This is a genomic window from Algoriphagus machipongonensis, from assembly GCF_000166275.1.
GTDB lineage: Bacteria > Bacteroidota > Bacteroidia > Cytophagales > Cyclobacteriaceae > Algoriphagus > Algoriphagus machipongonensis.
The window spans coordinates 753,228-776,130 of the sequence record NZ_CM001023.1 but is presented as its reverse complement, the minus strand read 5'-3'; the positions used below and the strand labels follow the sequence as shown (position 1 = coordinate 776,130).

Below are 22,903 nucleotides of genomic sequence, written 5' to 3'. Positions count from 1 at the left end.
TAATAAACCAACTTTTTTTCTCATGAAGATATCTAGCCGAAAAGGAACATTTAAAATTATTCAGACGATTAAAAATCGGGATGAATTATTGGTACTTGCCAGCTGGAACGATATTGCACAGCAGTTTGGAAGTAACCGAGCTTTTTTAGTCAATAAGTCAGAAGGCTTATTTGGAGTTTACCTCTGCAAACAAGAATGTAGTGAATTCATCAGTGAACTACTGATGGCCGTGGACTTCAATGAATGGGAAGAATTCAATATGAGAGATCAAAATGCCAGCAAAAGGTATTCAGCGTAAGGGTGATCACTTTTTCAGAACAACTTCAGAGCTGTGCGGATAAGTAAGTCCACGGTTTTTGCAGCCTCTTTATCAAATTCCTGAGTGATTCTATTAGCTACAATGGCATTTAGACTCAACACCTCATGCCCAAGTAATTTCCCCATACAATAATACCCAGCTGTCTCCATTTCAAAGTTAGTCAGCCTACTTCCATCAACTTCAAGAGCCGCTAACTTTTCTATCATTTGGTCAATTTTGGGTTTCAGCCTGACTTCTCTGCCTTGAGGAGCATAAAAGCCCGGACTGGTCAGTGTGATCCCTCTTGAAAAACTGGCATCAAGTTTTTGAAGAAGCATTGAACTGCCTTCGACTTCATAAGGAGTAAAACCTACATTCAATACTTCTCGGACACTATCTCCCCAGCTTTGAGGGAAACCCTCGCTGTCATAAAACTGCATCAAGGTGTCCATTCCCACAGCTTTTTCTGAAGCTAGTAAGGAACCAACAGGGATATCAGACTGCATGGCACCCGATGTTCCTAACCTAATAATTTTAAGAGCAGTATGATTTTCTTTGACTTTTCTGGTCTCTAAATCAATATTGACTAAAGCATCTAGCTCAGTCATTAAGATCTCGATATTATCCGTTCCCATACCCGTGCTCATCACAGTCACTCGCTGTCCATTGATCCAACCGGTATGTGTAACAAACTCTCTCTTTCGGGTTTTGAAATCAATTTGATCAAAATACTGTGAGACCAAATCCACTCGATCTGGATCTCCAACTGTAAAAACAAGTGAAGCCAGATTTTCTGGCTTCAAATGTAAATGATAGATGCTTCCATCCTCATTAAGAATAAGTTCAGATTCTGGAATCAGTCGGCTCACACTTTTTGAATTTGATCTGTTTTCGAGCTGCGCTTCAATCCTTTGTAAGGATTATAGCCGTTGGTGTTTTTTTGATAATACCCAGTACCATCATATTCTCTTTTCTCTGGATTCTCTTTGCATTCCTCCGAGCAGGTTCCTTCCATTTTCCATCCGCACTCTTCACAAATTGGAAGGTGGGCATTGCATGTTGGATTGGCACAGTTAACCATTCTATCGGATTTTGTTCCACAAACATGGCAAGCAGAGACAACCTTTGGATTTACCTGATTAACGTCTACAGCGATTCTATTATCAAACACATAGCATTTCCCCTCAAAGTCTTCTCCTCCGGCTTCTTTGCCATATTTGATAATTCCCCCATGCAATTGGTATACATCTTCAAACCCTTGTTCCAAAAGGTAAGCCGAAGCTTTTTCACATTTAATTCCTCCAGTACAGTAAGTCAGTACTTTCTTTCCTTTTAGATGTTCAAGCTCCTTTACTCTCTCAGGAAAGTCTCTAAAGTTATCAATGTCAAGAGTTAATGCATTTTTAAAACGACCTAGCTCATGTTCGTAATTAGAACGGACGTCCAAGATTACCACATCTTCCTGATCTTTCAATTTTCGGAATTCCTCCGGGTCAAGATGTTTTCCTGTTTTGACATTGGGATCCAAATGTCTTAAAGAAGAGTGCACAATTTCCGGCTTATACCTAACGTGAATTTTGGTAAACGCATGCTTGTCGTGCGCGTCAATTTTAAATTCTGTTTTGGCAAAGCGTGGATCTCCATGAACAAATTCCATGTACTTTTCACAGTCTTCCTTAAGACCTGAAACAGTACCGTTTAGGCCTTCGTCAGAAATAATGACACGACCGCGGATATTGTTTTCTACACAAAATAAGTGGTGCTGCTCTCGATATTCCTCCGGATTATCAATTTTTGCGTAGCAGTAATAAAGGAGGATGTTATAATTGTTTGCTTCCATAACTTGAGCCCTGTTTCGGCAGGGTGTTTTAGAATTTGATATAAATATATTGAAGAAAACCTTAAGTATTGATTTCCTTTTATTGATGGTGTTCTACTTTACTTTTTGAGCAGGGTTCCCAAAAACAGTTTCATTATCACCTACAGAGGCGATCACCACAGACCCAGCTCCAATTCGTGCATTTTTACCAATTTTTACTCCTGAAACAATGGTAACACCAGAACCAATAAAGGCTCCTTCTTCAACCGTCACTTCGGAATTGATCACAGAACCAGCTCCCACCTGCACAAAATCTCCCAGTTTAGCTTTATAATCTATTATCGCTCCGGTATGGAAGATACAGTGTTGGCCAATTTCAGCTCCAGTTCCAATTACCACTCTTGCATTGATAAAATTACCATGTCCTATCACGGCATCGGTAGAGATATTGGCTGTATTATGAATAGCATTAACCGGCTGAACCTTTCTTTTCTCATTGAGCATCTTTACCAAATACTTTCTGTACTTGACATCATCTACCGCTACAAACGCCTCAGACTTCTTGCCTATCAATTTCAGAAAGCCATCATCCTCAGGGTTCCCCAATACTGAAACTGTATTAATCTCGGTACCGTGCATGCTTTCATCCTCATCAAGGAATCCATAGACCATGACTTGGTTGCTATTAAATATTTCAAGTGCTGACTGAGCTATCCCTGTTGCGCCCAAAATAATTACTGGTTTATCCATAGTTTTTGCCTTTTCGGAGTGCAAAAATACAGGAATTCATGAGCTTACACAAAAATCATTCGCTTTCTGACTTAATCAGGCTTTGGGCAATTTTACATTGAAGGCACTTTTTTGCCTGGCAATAATTTTTGTAAAGCCCGATCATACCTTGGGTGTCAAAAGAATTGGATGCTTGCCAATGAACGTTTTGAAATTTCCGGATGATATTATTCTTCTCTGAAGGAATTTCCTGAAGTAGGTCAAAGCATCTTTCTTGCCATTCACTTTGTTGGAAATATCTCCCATAGGCAAACCAAAGTGGAGTGACATAATTAATTATTAGAAGTTGTAGCGCTGTACTGGAAACACCTTTTGAAACCTGTTTCGAAGCCGATTTTCCAAATGAAAAATGATACTTCCAATAGTCACTTGGCCCCACTTGGAGGATTTTCTTGAATGAAATGAAGTCTTTAGATTCTTCCATTACCACTTGAAATAGACTTGGAGCTTTTGACAAAATCGCAGCCAATTGAGCAATTCTCAGGGAAGGAAAATTACTCGGTCTTGCACCCATAAATGACCACTCCTGTCGAGTCATGGAATTGTTCCACCGGTATTTTTTCTGAAAAAAATCAAACTCCTTGATTAAATATTGCACGTAGGGCTCCTCAGATTCTTTAGGCAATAAACCTGCTTGACCAAAGAGGAGTGCTTCCAAATGCCCTAGCTGATTCCGATGCTTTTGGAGGATTTTGTAAGGGACCTTCTTTGACAAGGTCAACATAGGAGTTGCATTGGTCTTAAATCCAAAACAAGTGAAGAGCCATTGATAGGCAGTCTCCTCCCAATCACCTTTAGACTCCTCCAGTAGTTTCAAAATCAATTCAGACTTTTCATGTAATCGCTCCACCAAGGCCTTTTCCAAGGAAGAAAACCTGACTATCTCAGGGACATTTCGAACCGCATAGGCACATGGAAGGTCTGCTTGGTAATCGAGCAATTTCTCATAATTCCTCCACACATTTAAAAATATCTTTCCTTTGAGCTCCAGGGTAGGCATACTAGTGCCATCATTCCTATCTACTTTTTGATCATTTTCCCAGACCACATGAAGTATGACCGAATTATACGCGGGATTATTTCCATGAGCATGATTTTTCCAATCCGAAGCAAATTTATGCACCTCCACATGACCATGTAACTTGACTCCATCTACTTCTATGACTGAGTCAAGAAAATCTGGACCTTCTCCTAGATTATGAAAGCCTATTTGAATCACTGACACTTTTTCTCCCGCCACCGATTGAAGTCCCTTTTTATCAAAATACTGGTACTTCCAGACGAGTTGTAAAAAATCCTCTTTAAAATCCATAAAAAATCAACCTAAAAACTTATTCAAAATAAGAAAAAGTTAAAAATAAAAAAAGCCAGCAATAAGCTGGCTTCGAATTTCTTAAAATCGAATGGTTCTTAAAGGTACTTTTCCAACAAGTCCTTCATTTCAATCTGAAGCTTTTCAGATTCCTTTCTGGCAACTTTGGCAAAATCAGTCCCTTCAGAAGCATAAATAATCCCACGGCTAGAGTTCACCAATAAACCACAGGTAGAGTTCATCCCATATTTTGCTACTTCAGATAAACTTCCTCCTTGAGCACCCACACCTGGAACCAAGAAAAAGTGGTCAGGAACAACTTTTCTTACTTCCCCAATCAGTTCTCCTCTAGTGGCTCCTACCACATACATCATATTTTCATCAGAGCCCCAAGATTGGCTTTTCTCCAATACAGTCTGATACAAAGGCTTTCCTTGCTCATCCTTGATCAACTGAAAATCCATTGAGCCGGCATTGGAGGTCAATGCAAGAAGAATCACCCACTTCTCATCAAATTCTAAAAAAGGAGTCACACTATCTACCCCCATGTAAGGGGCAACTGTGACTGAATCAAAATCCATCTTTTCAAAAAATGCTTTGGCATACAACTTAGAAGTATTCCCAATATCTCCACGCTTGGCATCAGCAATCGTGAAAATCTCCTTTGGAATTAACTCTAATACTTTCTGTAGCGTCTCCCAACCTTCAGTTCCCAAAGCTTCAAAAAATGCAATGTTTGGTTTATAGGCTACGGCAAAATCCGCTGTCTCCTCAATAATCTCTTTACAAAAGGAAAATATTGGATCTTTTTCTTTTAATAAATGTTTTGGAATCTTATTGATATCCGCATCTAGGCCTACACATAAAAAGGATGATTTTTTCTTAATCTGGGAAAATAGCTCGGCTTTTGTCATGAATTTTCTGATTTGGCACAAAGGTAAGAAATGCAGTTTAGCTATTTTTGGGAAATTTCAATTATGAAGGTTCTTGCTTGGTTCATTCTTCAATTATCCCTTGCCTTTTCGGGCTTTGGGCAAAACCTCTCGGGAAATTGGGAATGGGCTCAAAATCCTTCCGATAGATCATTTAGCATTCAACTCATTCAAAGCAGCTCCAAAGCATTTGATTTAGAAGGATCGCATTGTGGCACATACTACAACGGTGGCCGAATAGACTGTGCTGAAGAGCTATCAATTTTCTTAAACCAGGAATCCGAAAATCTGTGGATTGGGACGATTCAAAGTGCGTATTCTGGAAAAAAATCACAGCTTACCATAGCATACAATCCAAAGGAAAAACAATTAGAATGGCAAATCACAAAAGGCGAAGGTCAATTTTACTTTCCCTACCATGCAATTCTAGAAAAAGTAGACCCTAATTAGTCTCTTTCAAATCTTCCTGAAACTCCACTTTCAATCCAGCGCCAATTAAAGACACTGCTGCCGTTATTATAAAAAAGATCAAACTGAAAGCTACTGCAATGGCTTCATCGATCCCTGCGTATCCATGAGCATAAATAAAAACCAGTTCCCTTGCTCCTACTCCACCAATTGTCAAAGGCAAGACTGAAACAATTGAAGAGAGTAAGAATACTAATTGGTAGGCTAAGAAATTACCGTCCACGCCTAGGGCTTTCAAAATAAACCAAGCACAAATCAACTGTGACAACTGCCCTAAAAACGACAAGCCATTTCCTTTCCAATACACTGGCAAAAACTCCTTAAAGAACAACTTTTGAACAAGCCAAAAGCCAGGCAACACCAAGCAAGCTAATACCCCAACCAAAATTTCCCACGGAATCTCAGATTCAAATGGCAAGGTCAAATCCACGGGCAGAACAAGCAGCAGCAGTAAAAAAACGATGGCTACCAGACCACCCAAACGATCTAATAAAGAAGCTTGAATTAGGGATTTAACAGGGGTTTTGAAGCTTTTATTCAACAAATAAACTTTATAACCATCCCCACCGATTCCTCCCGGAAGAAAAAGGTTATAAAACATTCCAATCAAATACAGCTTCCAGTTTTTCATTTCGGATATGGTAAGTCCGAGCACCTGATAGTACAGGTTTAACCTAACCGAAGTAAATACTTTACTGATTACAAAAAGTAAAACCGCAGGGACAAGCCATGCCCAATGAATGGACTGAGCAATCTCCCAAAGCTGTGAGGTATCTACTTTGCGAAAAACCAGATAAATGGCTAGCCCAGTCAGAACTAGCTTTAACAAGGTTTTTAGCAACTTTTTATTCACCTTGGAATACAGATTTGATAGTATAGGTTTTTTTGTTTTGTGACTCGAAATAGGTTCTTACGATAATCTCAGCTATGATTCCTGTGGTTATAAACTGGATTCCACCTAAGACCAGAACTATCCCGAGAATCATGATAGGCCTTCCCCAAATATCCTCTCCTAAGAGTTTTAAGATCAATAGGTAAAAGTTGATCAGCATCCCTATCATAAATGATACGATTCCTATCCCACCAAAAAGGTGAATGGGTCTTTGGAAGTATTTCTGAAAAAACAACATCAAAATCAGATCTGCCAAAACCTTAAAGGTTCTGCTCAAACCGTACTTTGACTCTCCATGGATTCTAGGGTGGTGCTTCACATCCATCTCCGTCATGGAAGCACCTTGCTGCTTCGCCAACACTGGAATAAAGCGATGGAGCTCTCCATACAATCCCATTCCTTGTGCGATTTCAGCTTTATATACTCTTAGTGTACAACCGTAATCTTTTAAGTAAACTTTCGTGGTATTTCGTATAATCCAGTTTGCGATCTTACTTGGAATTTTTCGAAGCACAAAGCCATCTTGTCGATTCGCTCTACGTCCGGCAACCACATCCCATTCTTCATCCATTGCCTTTTTAAGCATTACTGGCAAATCGCTAGGATCGTTTTGAAGGTCACCATCCATAGTGGCAATATATTCTCCTATCGCCATATCAATCCCGGCGGCTAGAGCAGTGGTCTGCCCATAGTTCCGATTAAAAATAATCAGCTTCGTACGTTCATTGGCATATTTCTTTACCTCCGAAACGGTACCATCTGTGGATCCATCTTCTATTAAAATCACTTCATAATCCATCCCATTTAGGGATTCGTAGGTCGCTTCTAATAAAGGCTTGATATTGTCCTGCTCATTATAGATGGTTATAACGACAGATAGTAATGGCTTACTCATGCTTGTTAAATTTGGACAAAAATACATGAAATTAAATCCTACGACAAAAATCTACACCTAGACATGGTCTTCCAAACTATAAAATTGATGAGACAATGAGCAATCAGTATATCTTTGCAGCATGTCTCTGAAAGAAGCTCAAATCAATCCTTGGGTAATCATGGCGGTCTTTACATTGCTGGTGGGACCATTTGCCTTAAATTTCCACATGCATTTCCCAGATGAAATGTACTACAGCGATGCCGCTGTGAAAATGCTTCAAAATGGAGACTATCTTACCACCTACCTTGGCAATGGAGAGTTAAGGTTTAGAAAACCAATTGGCACCTATTGGGTGGTACTTGCAGGTTTTAAGCTATTTGGAGTAAGCGCATTTTCCTCTAGGATCTTTTTCCTGATTGCTGGTGCTTTGACTGTTGGCTTGACTTATCTGCTTTCCAAAGTACTTTTTGAGAATAAGAAAGTTGCTGGAATTTCCGCTTTAATCATCGCTTCAAACCCTGTATTGATTTTTGCTGCCACTAGGTCTATACCTGATGTTTTATTGGGATTAACCATGACTGCCAGTGCTATTGGCTTTGCAGGCCTTATTCGATATGGAGATAAAGTCCCTAAAAAATTCCTCTGGATTCTTTATTTAAGTTTAGCATTAGCATTCGAAGTAAAAGGATTACCAGCCCTCGCTTTAGGAGGGCTTGGATTTATCTTTCTAATTTCAAACCCATGGCAAAAAATCCATCTTAAAACACTTTTTCATTTTCCTGCTTTAATACTTTCTTTATTCATCGGGCTGTTCTGGTTCGTGGCCATGTGGAAAATTCACGGGCCAACCTATCTGGATAGCTTTTTATCCGACCAGGTGGGCAACAGAGTTCAAGCAAGAATCTGGTTAATTTTAAAGAATGGAACGATCGCTTTTTTCACCCTTTTAGCGGTCTTTCTTCCTTGGCTTTTATTTGCCACGGCCAAACTGAAAAAGACCTTAAAAACTACTTGGAACGAAAATAAGGCCTTCTTCTTATTTGCATTAATTTGGGGTTTGGGTATCGTAGCGATGGGTGCCATGACGGCTAAATTTTATGAACGCTATTTATTACCAGTTGCTCCCGTTGTGGCGGTATTTTTAGGATGGAATTTGCATAGAGCAGGCCTAGAGTTTAAGAAACTAGGATTAAAAATCGCTATCGCTGTCTTCTTACTTCTCAATCTGATTTTGATTGCTTTAGGCCTATGGATCAATATAAATCTAGGCAGCGGTATTTGGGTGTATTTTCAAGTCGTCTTTGCAGCTTTGGTTTGGCTCTACCTTCTACGCTTGACATTGTCTAACAAGAAACTTCCCAAAGCCCTTAGCTATTCAATCTTACTGATCTTTTTTACCCTTTCTATAGGAACACTTAAAATCTCTCTTCCAGATCAAGGCTCTCAGCTAGCAGATTTTGTTAAAACCAATCAAATCAAACCTTCAGATGAAATCGGCTTTATTGGAAATATTCATGTCAGCAGCAAGATTAGGATCGGTTTAGGCCCTGATTTTTACATGACCGACATTACAGGTGAGAAAAACCTGACCCAAGAAGAAATCTTAGTAAAAGCTTCACACTTTTCTAAACTCATTGTTGAGGATGATTTCCTACCTGAATTTCAATCCGATTCATACACAATCGAGGTAGCGTCTATTAACTGGGATTCGAAAAAGATTCCGTATTTAATCCAGCAAGTAAATCAGTCGGGGTTCCCTGAACTCGTCAAAGAGAATGGTAAGATTTATTACTGGCTAGAAAGAAAGCAGAACTAGTAGGTTTCTGGCTGGTATGGGTTGAAATCACTTAAATTCTTCCATACTTGAATTTTCGCTACCCGAAAGGGTTCTCCTCTGAATGCAATCGGGAAGCTCTCTTCATAAAGCAATGAATCGAAACGGGCAAAATCTCCTGGGCTATCGTAATTCCAACTGACAAAGATTCCTACATTTTCCTGCCCCACAAACTGCTCCATTCCCTCCCATAGGTCAAACTGATTTTTTCTAGACCCCATATTAACCATAAAGGTCTGTGGATTTCCTTCCAGGTAAAACGAAAGCTCCGATGCCATATGGTAAGTATCAGAAAAGATGAATTCTTCTTTCAGGGAAAGACTATCTTTTAAAAACTCTATCCGATTTGCCAATGGTTCATAGCCAGACATCCTTTTAAATGCAGCCATTTCCCCCTTTTTAACTGCAGGTATGGATTTGATAAATGTAAAATCCGGAAGCAATAGCAATAAAGGAAAAGCAAGGCTGACAGCAATTCCCCAATTCCTCCATTTAAGCCAAGCACCTGTTTGATTCACCAGCCATGAACTAATAAAAACGGAAAAGGTCATGTAGGTAAAAATAGGCCAGTTCACCAAAGCTTCTGTCAAAAAGCTAAGTGCTCCAAAAGCCATAAAAGTAGCAGCTACTGGGAGTAGCAAGTAAATTTTTATCTGGCTTAAAGGTTTAAAAAGTTTGCTAAGTGAAGCAAAAACGAGTGGTAGTAAAAAAATGGAAAACATCGCCAATTGACCACCTAGATATGCTAAAAACTGTAGCATAGCGGCTCCAAAATCAAATGGTTTTGACTCTCCTTCTCCAGCTCCTGCGAGGTTCGCAATATGCTTAAAGGTGTCAAAATTGTTTTCAAAGTTCCAAACCAAAACCGGAATAAAGCCGAGGAAGGAAACCAAAGTGAAAATCACTAAATTCTTACTATGCTTTTTGAGGGTTTTTGCCTGCAGTAAGAAAAGAAAGATCAATGGAAATATTAGGACCATAACCACTTTTGCCATCAAACCTAAAGCTGCTGAAAGGCCCGCGATTATCCACCATTTCCTTTGCTCTTCATTAATCCCTCGGTAAAGCATATAAATAGAAAGAGACCAGAAGAAAGTTACGGAAGAATCTGTGGTATGAAACGTAGATATTAGCCACCAAAATGGCATAGCCTGGAGGATCATTGCTGCCCAAAAACCTACTTTGGGATTAAATAAATAAGTCCCGAATCGATAGGCGATCCATGCGGTTCCCAATCCAAAGGCAGTTGCATTAAACCGTACTGCAAATTCCGTGATTCCAAAAACGGAGGTAGTAATGAGATTAAGATAAGCCACCAATGGGGGCTTTGAATAATAATGCCAAGCCAAATTGCGGGACCAAAGCCAGTATTGAGCCTCTTCGGTAAACAGGTCAATTTCAGGCCGAAACAGAAAAATAATTTTAACGAGTACGATCGCTAAACTTGCGATCCAGAAAGTAGTTCGGTATGAAAATTTTGCCCACATAGAAATGACTGGCAAGAAAAAGAAAAACCCTCGGAGTTCCGAGGGTTTCAATTAGAATTTGGGTTTAATTACTGCCTGACCAGCACTACTTTCTCTTTGTATTTTTTGATCTGTCTTCTTAATCCCTCGATTGCTTCATCCGCGGCCCCTTCAAACGAATCTGTTTGATGTTTTGCAAAGAACTGCTTCCCCGGCACATTGAGCTTAATTTCGACAACCTTGTTCATGTTGTTATCATTTTTGTCGAGCCTCATAAAAACCTCCCCATCTATGATCCTATCATAATAGGTGTCCAGCTTGTCTGCTTTTTTCTGAATAAAATCGATCAATTTTCGATCAGCATCGAAGTGGATTGAGTGCATCTGCAGTTTCATATTGATTTGCATTTAATGGTTGAACAATAATTTATTTACGCTTTAGGGTGTGCCTGTTCAAACACAGCCTTGAGTTTTTCTAATGAATTGTGAGTGTAAACTTGCGTTGCCGCAAGATTGGAATGGCCGAGCAAATCTTTTACAGCGTTAAGATCTGCTCCTTTATTTAATAAGTGAGTTGCAAAAGTATGACGTAACACATGAGGGCTACGCTTGGAAGTCTGTGCAAAAATGTCCAAGTATTTTCGGACTACACGATATATCATCATAGGGTAACTTGGCTTTCCGTTATTGCTCACAATAAAATAGTCACTTTGGCTTACTTTTGAAAACCTTTCTTCAAATACTTTTTGATACGAAATGATATTTCGGGCAAGGCCATTTGTGAGTGGAATAATTCTTTCTTTTTTACGCTTCCCTAATACTTTAACAACTTTTTCAGAGAGATTAATATCTCCCCATTTTAATCCAGTCAATTCCGAAAGTCTGACTCCGGTGAGGTAAAGAAATTCCAAAACCATTTTGTCTCTTTGACCTTCGAAATTTTCCTCGTAAACGCTTTCTTCTAGAACGGAAGAGATGGTCAATTCTTGCAAAAATTCAGGAAGTTTTTTTGGGTTTTTAAGGCTTTTTAACTTGTAAGTCGGGTCCTTTGAAATCACTCTGGAACGAAGCAAAAACTTATAATAAGAACGCAGGGTAGCGATCTTTCTGTTTACCGTAGTGGTACTCAGCTGGTTCTCTACTAAATCGATTACCCAAGCCCTAATTTCAGAATGGCCAACAAACAAAATATCCTCCTCGCCGAAGGAAACTGATACAAACTCAAGAAATTGCTCCAAGTCCTTCCTGTAAGCAAGCACCGTATGGCTGCTGGACTTTTTCTCAAATTCTAAATAATTTATAAACGAGTCGATCATGAATCGGATTTACTCTTATCAAGTTACATGAAAAAATAGGGATTCTTGGTAATTGTAGTCACAAAAAAAGCGTACCCTCTTTTCAGAGAGTACGCTATATTTTTAAGTCATTGCTGATTACTTGTTAGCTTCTTCTTGAAGATGCTGCTTGTAAGCCGCTTTGATGACCTGTGCTCTTCTTTTAACAGAAGGTTTTGTGAACGCTTGTCTAGCTCTAAGTTCTCTGACTGCACCAGTCTTATCAAACTTCTTTTTAAAACGCTTTAGCGCTTTTTCGATAGATTCGTTCTCTTTTACGTTAACTACGATCATATTTTTACACCTCCTTTCGCGACTGCAAAGGTATGGATATTATTTTAAAAACAATACCAGACTTTCAAATAAACGGATACCATGATTATTGATTATTAGGGCGAAATACCTAATTTTAAATCCCAATAACTATTAAAACGTGAATACCTCTACTAAACTCAAAAGTATCCTTGCTGCAGGATGCATTATTCTATTCTTTTTTTTAGGATCTACCAAAGCATTTTCACAGGAGAACCCAGATAAAATGGAATGGTTTAAAGATGCCAAACTTGGGATCTTTATCCACTGGGGAATTTATTCTGTCAATGGAATCGATGAATCCTGGTCCTTTTTCAATGATTACATCAGCTATGAGGATTACATGAAGCAGCTCGATGGATTTACTGCCAGTAAATATGATCCTGAGAAGTGGGCAAAGTTAATCAAGCAAAGCGGTGCCAAGTACGCAGTGCTCACAGCAAAACATCATGATGGAGTAGCACTTTGGGACACCAAAGAATCGGATCTTTCTGTTGTGAAAAAAACTCCAGCAGGAAAAGACTTGGTAGGCCCATTGATGAATGCCTTAGAAAAAGAGGACATCAAAAAAGGAATCTATTTCTCAGTTTTGGATTGGTCTCATCCGGATTACGATAGAAATACCAGAGAAACCTATCGCTATAAAAACGATCCGGAGAGGTTCAGGAAATTCACTGATTTCAACTTTGCTCAGCTAAGTGAACTCTCCGAGCAATACAACCCAGACTTGTACTGGTTTGACGGGGACTGGGAACATAAGCCAGAAGAATGGAGAAGCGCAGAGCTCAAAAAGAAATTATTGGGGTACAACCCAAATCTCATAATCAATTCTAGACTTGGTCCGGGCTTCGGCGACTATGAAACTCCTGAGCAAGGAGTTCCGGTTACAAGACCAGCTAGCGAATATTGGGAGCTTTGCATGACCATGAACAATAGTTGGGGCTATCAAGGAAATGATCATGCTTATAAATCTCCTAGTGAGCTCCTACGTATTTTTGTAGACTGTCTTCACATGGGTGGCAATTTATTGATGGATTTTGGACCAAAGCCTGACGGAACGATTCCGGAAGAAGCTGTAAACATCCTTAATGAATTTGGGCGCTGGACTTCCAAGCATGAGTCAGCGATCTACGAAACTCAAGCGGGTATTCCTGACGGCCACGTGTATGCACCAACCACACTTTCCAAGGATAAAACCATCCTATATATCTACTTAGACTACAAAGTCAATGAGTCTCTAGCGATCAAAGGCCTAAAAAATAAAATCCAGCGTGTCTGGGTCGTAGGGAATGGCACCAAACTTCAATCCAGAGAAGTAGGCAAAATGTACTGGAGCGCAGTGCCGGGAATGAAATACATCGATATTCCTGACAATGTCTATGACAAGGATATCACGGTAATTGCGGTATTATTAGACGGTCCTGTAGATCTCTATCGAGAAAAAGGACAGGTAATTGAGAGTAATTGATAAGTAAAAAAGATGTTTTAAAAATACAGATTTGTCAAACTGAGCACTTTAGTGACGAGGGTTTCAAAATTGAAAGGTCCTCGACTCCGCTCGGACTGACATGTATTATAAAATTCGACATTGATAGCGGCATCAAAGTTTATTCCGATCGATGTCGTTCAGCTGCAATGGTTTTCAATGTGACTTAAACTATAAACTGGCTAGACTCATTTTTCGCAAACTTATAGAATTAGCTAGTTCTTTTCTGGACTATACTCCATCCAGTCAATTTCCAATTCAAATGGAAAGTTAGGTTTTTCCAAGGAATTCGGATTTCCTTCAACCGCCCAATCTTTGGTATGCCAGAAGTTCATTCGATACTTTGAAGCATGCTGCGGAATCCCAAGCTTTGAACCTTGATAATCCCAAAGTGTAACCGTATCTGCAGTTTCCGGATGGATCATCCACCATCTCATTCGATCACTATCCCAATCAAAACCATAAGTATAAAACTGGGAGGAAGCATCGTAATTTTTGATTGCCTGAATTGTTTCAGGCATATTTTGCATTCCTTCTAAAGCCGTAGGAGCACCATCATAATTGATCTTGGAAATCGTCTCAATAATTTCTCCTTTGGCTAAATTAATTATCCTCCCGATGCGCTGGAGCTTTCCATGCTCACCTGTCCAGGTTCCCACATAGATTATTCTAGGATCTGCAATCAACCATTCAAAATCGATTTCGCTCAATCCTTCCTGATCATCATCATGATAGGTAAAATACCCTACAACTGCACCGACATTGGGTTGTTTATCTTTTACATCAGGCACTTTTAAACGAGTGGAATAGGTTCCGAAATGAGTAAACTTCTTCGAAATAATTTCTGGGCCTTTACCTGGGCCAGCTTCATCTAAAGGATCAAGCTTAAAAGAAAGGATTTTCTTTTCTGGATCAGTTGGAGAATCTACTCCCATGTTAAACTTAAAATCGGCTTTTGTACCCGTCGAACCATAGTGAAAATACCTCGATTTTGATTTAGAAAAGTCCTCATGAAAGGATTTATGAGACTTTTGGGAATCACTTTTCATAAAAAAAGCTGTCGACATAAGAAGGAGAAAAAGGAGAAATTTCATAGCCGAATATAGTATAAAACTAGTATCAAAAGGACCTCCTCTTTGTCCCAATTAAAAAATGAGATATAGGCGTTACCTAAAAGGAATTAAAAAAGGTCTCCCATTTACATAGGAGACCTTTACAATAATTTGGTTGAATTGTTTAAGCGACTACTTTCTCAGCCAGCAATACAATCACATTGTCTTTTACTTCTACCACTCCACCATCTACAACCATGGATTGTTTTCCTTCATCTGTCGTAAAAGAAACAGTTCCTTTTGCTAAAGCCGAAACGATAGGAGCGTGATTATTCAGCACCTGAAATGAACCATTGGCACCAGGGAAACTGGCCTCGGTCACTTCACCCTGAAATACTTTTTTGTCCGGTGTGACGATTTCTAAATGCATCTGATTCGGATTTATAAAAAAGCAAACGGCCAAGATTTCTTAGCCGCCGCTTTATTTTCTATTTATTTAACTTCGGCCAACATTTTCTCTCCCTTAGCGATAGCATCTTCGATGTTACCTACTAAGTTGAAAGCTCCTTCAGGAAGGTGGTCTAACTCACCGTCCATGATCATGTTGAATCCTTTGATCGTGTCCTTGATGTCTACCAACACACCTTTCAAGCCTGTAAACTGCTCTGCTACGAAGAAAGGTTGAGATAGGAAACGTTGTACACGTCTTGCTCTTTGCACGACTTGCTTATCCTCTTCAGAAAGTTCTTCCATACCCAAGATCGCAATGATATCCTGCAATTCTTTGTAACGCTGAAGAATCTCCTTCACTCTTTGTGCACAGTTATAGTGCTCCTCTCCGATAATGTCAGCTGACATAATTCTTGAAGAAGACTCCAATGGATCCACAGCTGGATAAATTCCTAGCTCGGCAATCTTACGAGAAAGAGACGTAGTAGCATCCAAGTGGGCGAAAGTCGTCGCTGGAGCCGGGTCAGTCAAGTCATCAGCAGGTACATAAACAGCCTGTACTGAAGTAATTGATCCTCTCTTAGTAGAAGTAATACGTTCCTGCATGGCACCCATTTCTGTTGCCAAAGTTGGCTGGTAACCTACCGCAGAAGGCATACGACCTAGAAGTGCGGACACCTCAGAACCTGCCTGAGTGAAACGGAAGATGTTATCGATAAAGAAAAGAATGTCTTTTCCAGCACCTTCACCATCACCATCTCTATAATATTCAGCTAAAGTCAAACCAGTCAAGGCCACTCGAGCACGTGCCCCTGGAGGCTCATTCATCTGACCGAAAACAAAGGTTGCTTTAGAATCTTCTAATTTTTTCAAATCCACTTTAGAAAGATCCCATCCACCTTCTTCTTCAAGGCTATGGACAAAGTCTTCACCGTAAGTAACGATACCTGACTCGATCATTTCACGAAGCAAATCATTTCCTTCTCTTGTTCTTTCTCCTACACCTGCAAATACAGAAAGACCAGCATATGCTTTCGCAATGTTGTTGATCAACTCCTGAATCAATACAGTTTTACCTACACCAGCACCACCGAACAAACCGATCTTACCACCTTTTGCATAAGGCTCGATCAAGTCAATTACTTTGATACCTGTGAAAAGTACTTCTGTAGAAGTAGATAAGTCTTCAAATTTTGGTGCAGATCTGTGAATCGGTAGTCTCTTACCTTCTGGTATTTTTGGAAGACCATCAATCGCCTCGCCTACTACATTGAAAAGTCGTCCTTTGATCGCATCGCCAGTAGGTACAGAGATAGGTTGCCCCATGTCTGTTACTTCCATGCCTCGAACCATCCCTTCAGATGAGTCCATTGCAATAGTTCTTACGCGATCTTCGCCTAAGTGCTGTTGTACCTCCATCACGACTACTTGGCCGTTTTCTTTGGTTACTTCCAGTGCGTCAAGGATGTTTGGCAGCTTACCGCCTTCGAAGGAAACGTCCACTACGGGTCCAATTACCTGCGTTATCTTTCCAATATTTGCCATTTGATAGAATGAAATGTAAAAAGGATATGCTTTTTGAATTCGTCCGCAAAATTAAGAAGAAAAGCCTAACACCAAAGGATATTTGGAAAATAATCCTGACCTTATTTAGAAATTGATCACCAATCCTCTCTAAGCCCCTCTTTTTCCAGAAAATTTATTCCATAATCCTTCTCCCAAACAAAAATACTTTTGACCAATAGCGGTTACTTAAAAAATCCTCCGAAACACCTAAGGAAGTGGAAGAGTGTATAAACCTAATATCATTTTTAGAGACTTCCGTCACAATACCGGCATGGGTTACTCTTTTCTTTCTTTTTCCTGTGGCAAAAAACAAAACGTCCCCTCTTTGCAATTGATTAGCATTCACTTTTTTTCCCACCTCACTTTGATCTGCTGAAACACGGGGCATAGCTATGCCTACAGAATAATATGCGTGATAAATTAAGGCCGAACAATCAATCCCAGCACGGGTAGTCCCCCCGTATTTGTAAGGAGTTCCCGTATAACTTCTTGCTGTATTGATCACCACATCGAAAGGATCATTTTTGGCCATCTTCTTCTTTGAGGCACAAGAAGCGGCTGTGGCTACTATGAAAATCGAAAAAATTAGTACTTGAAGGAATCTTTGAGTGCTCATGCTCGTATTTAGTCTTTCAAGTATAAGATTCTTGAGTCAAGTAATCAAGAGCTATTTATCAAAAAGAGCCTTTCTATTTAGTATATTCGTTGATTGAATGAAGGATATGAGCAGAGAAGAATTTATCAACCTCCCTTTTCATAAAAAAATAAATACCCTCTACACGGAAGGCACTTTTGTAGTGGGCATTCGATACTACAAGCATAAAATCAACCTCTATTTATTAGAAAATGAATACGTGGAGGTATTCTACAACCACAAACATGATAAAATTGACAAGATTGATTTCTTGCCAAGAGATCATTCAAGGATGAAGTTTTACTTGGATCAGATAAAACTGGCTTAAGTGCCATCGAAAATTGATATACGAAAGCATTCCAAATTTTATCCTTTAAGTCGGATTTCTTTTTTTTGATCTGCGAACATCTGCGTTAATTATCCCCGAAAATCTGCGAGAGTTATCTATGGAAATTTGCGGGAAATAGAATAAAAATCAAGTAATTCGTACTTTGAATTTTTACCTCGATGAAAAAGAAAATAGCCCTTGTAACCGGTGGATATACCGGCGAATCTGTCATCTCATTAAAAAGCGCTGCAGTAGTAGAGAAGACTATCAACCGCGAATTATATGAGGTTTATAAAATTCTGATTTACCCAGGAGATTGGCATTTTTTAAGTGTTTCTGGTGAAAAAATCCCAGTAGATCTCAATGACTTCAGCATCAGAATAGGTGATGATAAAATCACTTTTGATGGGGTATTCAATATACTTCATGGCTCACCTGGAGAAGATGGGAAACTTGCCGGATATTTTGACATGATTGGCATTCCATATACCACTTGTGATCAACTCACCTCTGCAATCACTATGAATAAAGGCTACACCAAAGCAGTGGTTGATGATATTGAGGAATTACATATTGCCAAATCCATCCAACTTTTTGATAACTCAAGCCTGAATCAAAATCGAATTCAAGAGGAGTTGACATTACCGCTTTTCATTAAACCAAACAATGGTGGTAGCTCCATAGGGATGAGCAAAGTAAAAACTTGGGATGAACTTGGAGAAGCACTAGACAAAGCCTTTGATGAAGACAGCCAAGTACTTGTAGAAGAATTTGTTTCAGGGAGGGAGTTTTCGATTGGAGTTTTTAAAGGTAAAGGCCAAGTAACAGTACTTCCTGCCACAGAAATCGTCAGTAGCAAAGAGTTTTTTGATTTTGAGGCTAAATATGTTGCCGGGGTGACCAATGAAATCACTCCAGGTAGAATGAACGAGGAAGAAATCTCTCGGGTAAATAGGATTGCGGCAAAAATTTATGAAAAGCTTAATTGCAAAGGCTCTGTGAGAATTGATTACTTCTTACAGGAAGGCAGTGGAAAATTCTACTTTATCGAAATTAATACCGTTCCGGGCCAAACAGAAACTAGCTTAATTTCCCAGCAGGTTCGTGCTTATGGAATGGAGGTAAGGGACTTCTACACCCAATTGATTGAAGAAATGTTTTCATAAGCTTCAAGCCTATTCCATTTTCAATTTTAGACACCGAATAAGGTTCCCCTGACTAGCTTGGAATGCTATTTGGACAAATTTAAGGTAAATAATTCTACAGTTCATTAATTCGCTAGAACAACCTTTAAAAGGTGATTTTAGTCTGCGAAAGAGACCTATATGAGTAAATAATTTCTCAATCCTGGGAAAAATTTGGTCAGTGAACTTCATCCGAAAAATTTGTATTGACATGAAAAAATTTATGGTATTCTTTGTTCTTACTGGACTGATTTTTAGTTGCGGACCGTCAGAACAAAAAGTAGATAAGCTTACAGGCCTTCTAGATGAATGGAAAACCACTTCCAAAATGATTGGAGATCTTTCTAAAGATCTTGGAGATCAAATGTATTTATTGGAAACAAAAAAAGAAGAAGGTCAGGCCTCAGAGGCAATTACGATCAGCGTAAATGGTGAATCGAGTAATTGTGAAACTGAATATGCTGCATTAAAAGAAAAAGTCGATGATTTAATCGGCGTTTGGCAAGAAAACTCCAATGAAGTGGAAGATTTGACTACCCACATGTCTTCAGGAAAATGGACAACAGAAGATGATGAAAATCTAGAAAGACTTGCTACAGAAGCCAAGAAAGTTAAGGCCAATGTAGATCTGTGGACAATAAAAGTTAATGAGCTTAAAACAAAATGTGATTTGAAAACAGAAACCTCTAATTCTTAATCAAGCCACAAACAGGTAAAGCAAAAAAGCCTTTCGAAATTAATCGAAAGGCTTTGTTTTTTATAATCCGAAGGAGGATTTGATTTTATCTACAAAATCTAATTTCTCCCAGGTGAATAATTCTACTTCTTTTTTAATTGGCTCCGTATATGGAGAATAAAAAACTTTGGTTACAACCTCATTTTTTCTTCCCATATGACCATAGGCTGCAGTCTCTTCATAGATCGGGTTACGAAGTTTCAAACGTTGCTCAATTGCATAAGGACGCATATCAAACAGTTCTTCGATTTTCTTTGCGATTTCACCATCATGTAAATCTACCTTGGCAGTACCATAGGTATTTACATAAATTCCCATCGGCGCTGCAACTCCGATTGCATAAGAAACTTGAACAAGCATCTCATCTGCAATTCCAGCTGCTACCATATTTTTGGCAATATGACGAGTAGCATAAGCTGCAGATCTATCCACTTTAGAAGGATCTTTTCCAGAGAATGCTCCTCCACCGTGTGCTCCTTTGCCTCCATATGTATCCACAATGATCTTTCTACCAGTCAAACCAGTGTCACCATGCGGCCCACCGATTACAAACTTCCCTGTTGGGTTGATATGGTATTTGATATCTGATGTAAATAGCTTTTGAATTTCAGGCTTCAACTGAGCTACCACTCTTGGAATCAAAATAGAAACGATGTCAGATTTGATTTTTGCCAGCATCGTCTCTTCCTCATCAAAATCATCATGCTGTGTAGAAACTACAATCGCTTCAATTCTTTGAGGAACATTGTCATCAGAATATTCGATAGTCACCTGAGCTTTGGAATCAGGTCTCAAATAAGAAATCTCCTTATTCTCTCTTCTCAACTCAGCCAACTCACGAAGGATCATATGAGATAGATCCAATGCCAAAGGCATATAATTCTCAGTTTCATTGGTAGCATACCCAAACATCATCCCTTGGTCACCAGCACCTTGCTCTTCTGGGCTTTTTCTATCTACTCCTTGATTGATATCCTGAGACTGCTCATGGATGGCAGACAAAACACCACAGGAATTACCTTCAAACATGTAATCAGATTTTGTGTATCCAATTCGATTGATAACATCCCGGGCAATTTTCTGGACATCCAGATAGGTTTCGGATTTCACTTCTCCTGCCAAAACTACTTGACCAGTGGTGACAAGCGTTTCACAAGCAACCTTAGAATTTGGATCAAATGCCAAAAAATTATCGATCAATGCATCGGAAATCTGATCTGCAATCTTGTCTGGGTGCCCCTCAGATACTGACTCTGAGGTAAATAAATATGCCATATAAATGAATTTGTGATGCGTATTTTAAGGAAGCACAAAAATACAGGAACTCGACGAAATAAAAAACCAATGTGTAAGTGTTGCTAAGCTGATTTTCAATTTTATACTTTTCAAACGAATGAATTCTAATAGAACTGTCTAAGCAACTGAATTTTTTGTTTTTGGATTCGTCAGGAAAAACAAGCTTCAAGTACTATCTTTCTTTATCTAAAAACACCACCACCAAACATGCATCTTAAAAAATTAGCTCCTTTTTTACTCGTCCCTTTTCTCATTATATCATCCCAATTCCACTTGTTGGCCAATGATGATAAGGCGCAGTACAGCGATCTGGTTTCTCTTTTTAAAACTTGGAGAACATTTGAAAACCCTCCAAAATTTGATGGTGCGCCAGATTATAGAAAAGAAACTTTTGAAAAAAGGTTACCCCAGTTTCGCCAGTTACAAGAACAACTCTTATCAATTGACACAACTGGATGGTCTATACCTCAAAAAGTAGATTACAGGATCGTATGGGCAGAAATGAATGGCTATGACTTTAATCAAAGAGTGCTTAAACCCTGGGAAAGAGACCCTGCATTTTACAAATCTGTTTGGATGGAACGAAGTGATGTCCCAGCGCATGAGGGGCCCACTCACCACGGAATTTTAGAATTGTGGCAGTATACCTTCCCCTTAGGAACTGTGGAAGAAGAGAAGTTTTTAGGAGAAATAAAGTCCATTCCAGCCTTAAATAATCAGGCAAGACAAAACCTTACAGGAAATGCGAAAGAGCTTTGGGCTGCGGGTATCCCAAGTATTCAAGAACAAGTGAGTAACCTTGAAAGCATTTTAAAGCTTGAGGGAATTGCTGAAAATGATGAGTTGGTCAAATCAATTGAAGAAGCAAAAATTTCTACCCAAGAATTTGTGACTTGGCTGAAAAGTGAGGCAATTAAGAAAACTGGAGAATCTGGAATAGGGAAAAGCAATTACACCTGGTATTTGCAAAACGTACATTTGGTTCCTTTGACCTGGGAGGATGAAGTAATGATTCTCAAAAGAGAGCTAGCGAGAGCCTGGGCATCGCTGAAACTTGAGGAGCATAGAAATAGGGGATTACCAGAACTGAAGGATGCCAGTTCACCTGAAGAATTTGATGCAATGGCTGAAAAGTCTGCCCAAAGCCTTTTAGAATTTCTTGATGAAAAAAACATTGTCACGGTTAAAGATTATTTTGAACCAGCACTAAGAGAACATATGGGGTCATTTATTCCTGAAGAGAACAGAAACTTCTTTACTATAGGAATGCATTATGACCCAAGACCTTTGTATTCTCATTTTTACCATTGGTTTGAACTTGCAAGAATGGATAATGAACCTCACGCTAGCGAGATCAGAAGAAAACCACTTTTGTATAATATTTGGGATTCTAGAAATGAAGGCACTGCCACCGCCGTTGAGGAGATTTTCATGGATGCGGGACTATATGAAGACTCGCCAAGATCCCGGGAAATTGTCTATATCATGATTGCCCAAAGAGCTGCAAGAGGCCTTGGTTCTCTTTATGCCCAAGCAAATGAAATGACTATGGTAGAAGCAGGAAAAATCCATTCAGAATACACGCCCCGAGGATGGATGAAGACTGAGAAAGAATTACTGTTGTTTGAGCAGCATTTGTACATGAGACAGCCTGGATATGGCAGCAGCTATATCACTGGAAAATATTTATTGGAAAATGCTTTGGCAGACTACGCCAGAATCAATGAATCTTCTGGATTTGAACTGAAAAAGTTTTTTGATTTACTCAATTCCATCGGAAGTATTCCTGTTTCTTTGAGTCATTGGGAAATGACAGGAGTAGATCAACAATTATAGTAA

The 22,903-nt window shown here is 39.3% G+C and carries 24 protein-coding genes; 8 read left to right on the top strand and 16 right to left on the bottom strand.

Going from position 1 to position 22,903, the window contains the following annotated elements:
• Nucleotides 1-22: 22 nt before the first annotated feature.
• A complete protein-coding gene (locus ALPR1_RS03285) occupies nt 23-298 on the top strand; it encodes a hypothetical protein (RefSeq protein ID WP_008198397.1) in 276 nt (91 codons plus the stop codon).
• Between the two features lie 14 nt (nt 299-312).
• Here the strand turns inward: ALPR1_RS03285 and ALPR1_RS03280 are convergent, their stop codons facing one another.
• The 5 genes from ALPR1_RS03280 to pyrF form a co-directional block, all read right to left on the bottom strand.
• Nucleotides 313-1,167 (bottom strand): nucleoside phosphorylase, encoded by an 855-nt coding sequence (locus ALPR1_RS03280; protein WP_008198396.1) that lies wholly within the window; start codon nt 1,165-1,167, stop codon nt 313-315.
• Nucleotides 1,164-2,138 (bottom strand): oxygen-dependent tRNA uridine(34) hydroxylase TrhO, encoded by a 975-nt coding sequence (gene trhO, locus ALPR1_RS03275; RefSeq protein ID WP_008198395.1) that lies wholly within the window; start codon nt 2,136-2,138, stop codon nt 1,164-1,166. The genes ALPR1_RS03280 and trhO overlap by 4 nt, the downstream gene beginning before the upstream one ends.
• A gap of 93 nt (nt 2,139-2,231) precedes the next feature.
• Complete coding sequence (locus ALPR1_RS03270) at nt 2,232-2,867, bottom strand: acetyltransferase (RefSeq protein WP_008198394.1); 636 nt, start codon at nt 2,865-2,867, stop codon at nt 2,232-2,234.
• 55 nt (nt 2,868-2,922) lie between these two features.
• Nucleotides 2,923-4,218, bottom strand: a complete 1,296-nt coding sequence (locus ALPR1_RS03265) for a DUF2851 family protein (RefSeq protein ID WP_008198392.1) — start codon at nt 4,216-4,218, stop codon at nt 2,923-2,925.
• Between the two features lie 98 nt (nt 4,219-4,316).
• Nucleotides 4,317-5,132, bottom strand: coding sequence for an orotidine-5'-phosphate decarboxylase (gene pyrF, locus ALPR1_RS03260; RefSeq protein WP_008198390.1), 816 nt, complete (start codon nt 5,130-5,132; stop codon nt 4,317-4,319).
• 63 nt (nt 5,133-5,195) lie between these two features.
• Between pyrF and ALPR1_RS03255 the strand changes: the two genes are divergently transcribed.
• On the top strand, nt 5,196-5,600 hold the full coding sequence (locus ALPR1_RS03255) for a hypothetical protein (protein ID WP_153231762.1): 405 nt from the start codon (nt 5,196-5,198) through the stop codon (nt 5,598-5,600).
• Here ALPR1_RS03255 and ALPR1_RS03250 read toward each other — a convergent pair.
• Together ALPR1_RS03250 and ALPR1_RS03245 are read right to left on the bottom strand one after the other, a co-directional pair.
• Nucleotides 5,593-6,447, bottom strand: a complete 855-nt coding sequence (locus tag ALPR1_RS03250) for a lysylphosphatidylglycerol synthase transmembrane domain-containing protein (RefSeq protein ID WP_237701612.1) — start codon at nt 6,445-6,447, stop codon at nt 5,593-5,595. The genes ALPR1_RS03255 and ALPR1_RS03250 overlap by 8 nt on opposite strands.
• A 16-nt stretch (nt 6,448-6,463) precedes the next feature.
• Nucleotides 6,464-7,405 (bottom strand): glycosyltransferase family 2 protein, encoded by a 942-nt coding sequence (locus tag ALPR1_RS03245; protein WP_008198384.1) that lies wholly within the window; start codon nt 7,403-7,405, stop codon nt 6,464-6,466.
• Nucleotides 7,406-7,526: 121 nt separating this feature from the next.
• Between ALPR1_RS03245 and ALPR1_RS03240 the strand changes: the two genes are divergently transcribed.
• Entirely contained in the window at nt 7,527-9,203 is a 1,677-nt protein-coding gene (locus ALPR1_RS03240) for an ArnT family glycosyltransferase (RefSeq protein WP_008198382.1), read from the top strand.
• On the opposite strand, the gene ALPR1_RS03235 is transcribed toward ALPR1_RS03240, so the two are convergent.
• The 4 genes from ALPR1_RS03235 to rpsU form a co-directional block, all read right to left on the bottom strand.
• A complete protein-coding gene (locus ALPR1_RS03235; RefSeq protein WP_153231761.1) occupies nt 9,200-10,759 on the bottom strand; it encodes an ArnT family glycosyltransferase in 1,560 nt (519 codons plus the stop codon). The genes ALPR1_RS03240 and ALPR1_RS03235 overlap by 4 nt on opposite strands.
• 17 nt (nt 10,760-10,776) lie before the next feature.
• Nucleotides 10,777-11,082 carry a ribosome hibernation-promoting factor, HPF/YfiA family gene (hpf, locus tag ALPR1_RS03230; protein ID WP_040303183.1) on the bottom strand — a complete coding sequence of 102 codons (306 nt, stop codon included), beginning with the start codon at nt 11,080-11,082 and terminating at the stop codon, nt 10,777-10,779.
• A gap of 35 nt (nt 11,083-11,117) precedes the next feature.
• Nucleotides 11,118-12,002, bottom strand: a complete 885-nt coding sequence (locus tag ALPR1_RS03225; RefSeq protein WP_008198376.1) for a tyrosine-type recombinase/integrase — start codon at nt 12,000-12,002, stop codon at nt 11,118-11,120.
• A 117-nt stretch (nt 12,003-12,119) separates the two neighbouring features.
• Entirely contained in the window at nt 12,120-12,314 is a 195-nt protein-coding gene (gene rpsU, locus ALPR1_RS03220; RefSeq protein WP_008198374.1) for a 30S ribosomal protein S21, read from the bottom strand.
• 139 nt (nt 12,315-12,453) lie between these two features.
• On the opposite strand from rpsU, the gene ALPR1_RS03215 reads away from it, so the two are divergent.
• Entirely contained in the window at nt 12,454-13,800 is a 1,347-nt protein-coding gene (locus tag ALPR1_RS03215) for an alpha-L-fucosidase (protein ID WP_008198373.1), read from the top strand.
• Nucleotides 13,801-14,033: 233 nt separating this feature from the next.
• Here ALPR1_RS03215 and ALPR1_RS03210 read toward each other — a convergent pair whose 3' ends face one another.
• The 4 genes from ALPR1_RS03210 to ALPR1_RS03195 form a co-directional block, all read right to left on the bottom strand.
• The gene (locus ALPR1_RS03210; protein ID WP_237701611.1) at nt 14,034-14,867 is read right to left on the bottom strand and encodes a glycoside hydrolase family 16 protein; all 834 of its coding nucleotides are present in this window, start codon (nt 14,865-14,867) and stop codon (nt 14,034-14,036) included.
• Nucleotides 14,868-15,054: 187 nt separating this feature from the next.
• Nucleotides 15,055-15,300, bottom strand: a complete 246-nt coding sequence (gene atpC, locus ALPR1_RS03205; RefSeq protein WP_008198371.1) for an ATP synthase F1 subunit epsilon — start codon at nt 15,298-15,300, stop codon at nt 15,055-15,057.
• Nucleotides 15,301-15,362: 62 nt separating this feature from the next.
• Nucleotides 15,363-16,865 carry a F0F1 ATP synthase subunit beta gene (gene atpD / locus ALPR1_RS03200; RefSeq protein ID WP_008198369.1) on the bottom strand — a complete coding sequence of 501 codons (1,503 nt, stop codon included), beginning with the start codon at nt 16,863-16,865 and terminating at the stop codon, nt 15,363-15,365.
• Between the two features lie 154 nt (nt 16,866-17,019).
• A complete protein-coding gene (locus tag ALPR1_RS03195) occupies nt 17,020-17,502 on the bottom strand; it encodes a C40 family peptidase (protein ID WP_008198368.1) in 483 nt (160 codons plus the stop codon).
• 106 nt (nt 17,503-17,608) lie between these two features.
• On the opposite strand from ALPR1_RS03195, the gene ALPR1_RS03190 reads away from it, so the two are divergent.
• From ALPR1_RS03190 to ALPR1_RS03175, 3 genes are all read left to right on the top strand, one after another.
• Nucleotides 17,609-17,848, top strand: coding sequence for a hypothetical protein (locus ALPR1_RS03190; protein WP_008198367.1), 240 nt, complete (start codon nt 17,609-17,611; stop codon nt 17,846-17,848).
• A 179-nt stretch (nt 17,849-18,027) separates the two neighbouring features.
• Nucleotides 18,028-19,014: a D-alanine--D-alanine ligase gene (locus tag ALPR1_RS03185; RefSeq protein WP_008198366.1), complete on the top strand. Its 987-nt coding sequence runs from the start codon at nt 18,028-18,030 to the stop codon at nt 19,012-19,014.
• A gap of 229 nt (nt 19,015-19,243) precedes the next feature.
• Complete coding sequence (locus tag ALPR1_RS03175) at nt 19,244-19,729, top strand: hypothetical protein (protein WP_008198365.1); 486 nt, start codon at nt 19,244-19,246, stop codon at nt 19,727-19,729.
• Between the two features lie 60 nt (nt 19,730-19,789).
• Here the strand turns inward: ALPR1_RS03175 and metK are convergent, their stop codons facing one another.
• Complete coding sequence (gene metK, locus ALPR1_RS03170; RefSeq protein ID WP_008198363.1) at nt 19,790-21,043, bottom strand: methionine adenosyltransferase; 1,254 nt, start codon at nt 21,041-21,043, stop codon at nt 19,790-19,792.
• 228 nt (nt 21,044-21,271) lie between these two features.
• On the opposite strand from metK, the gene ALPR1_RS03165 reads away from it, so the two are divergent.
• Nucleotides 21,272-22,900 carry a DUF885 domain-containing protein gene (locus ALPR1_RS03165; protein ID WP_008198361.1) on the top strand — a complete coding sequence of 543 codons (1,629 nt, stop codon included), beginning with the start codon at nt 21,272-21,274 and terminating at the stop codon, nt 22,898-22,900.
• Nucleotides 22,901-22,903 lie beyond the last annotated feature (3 nt).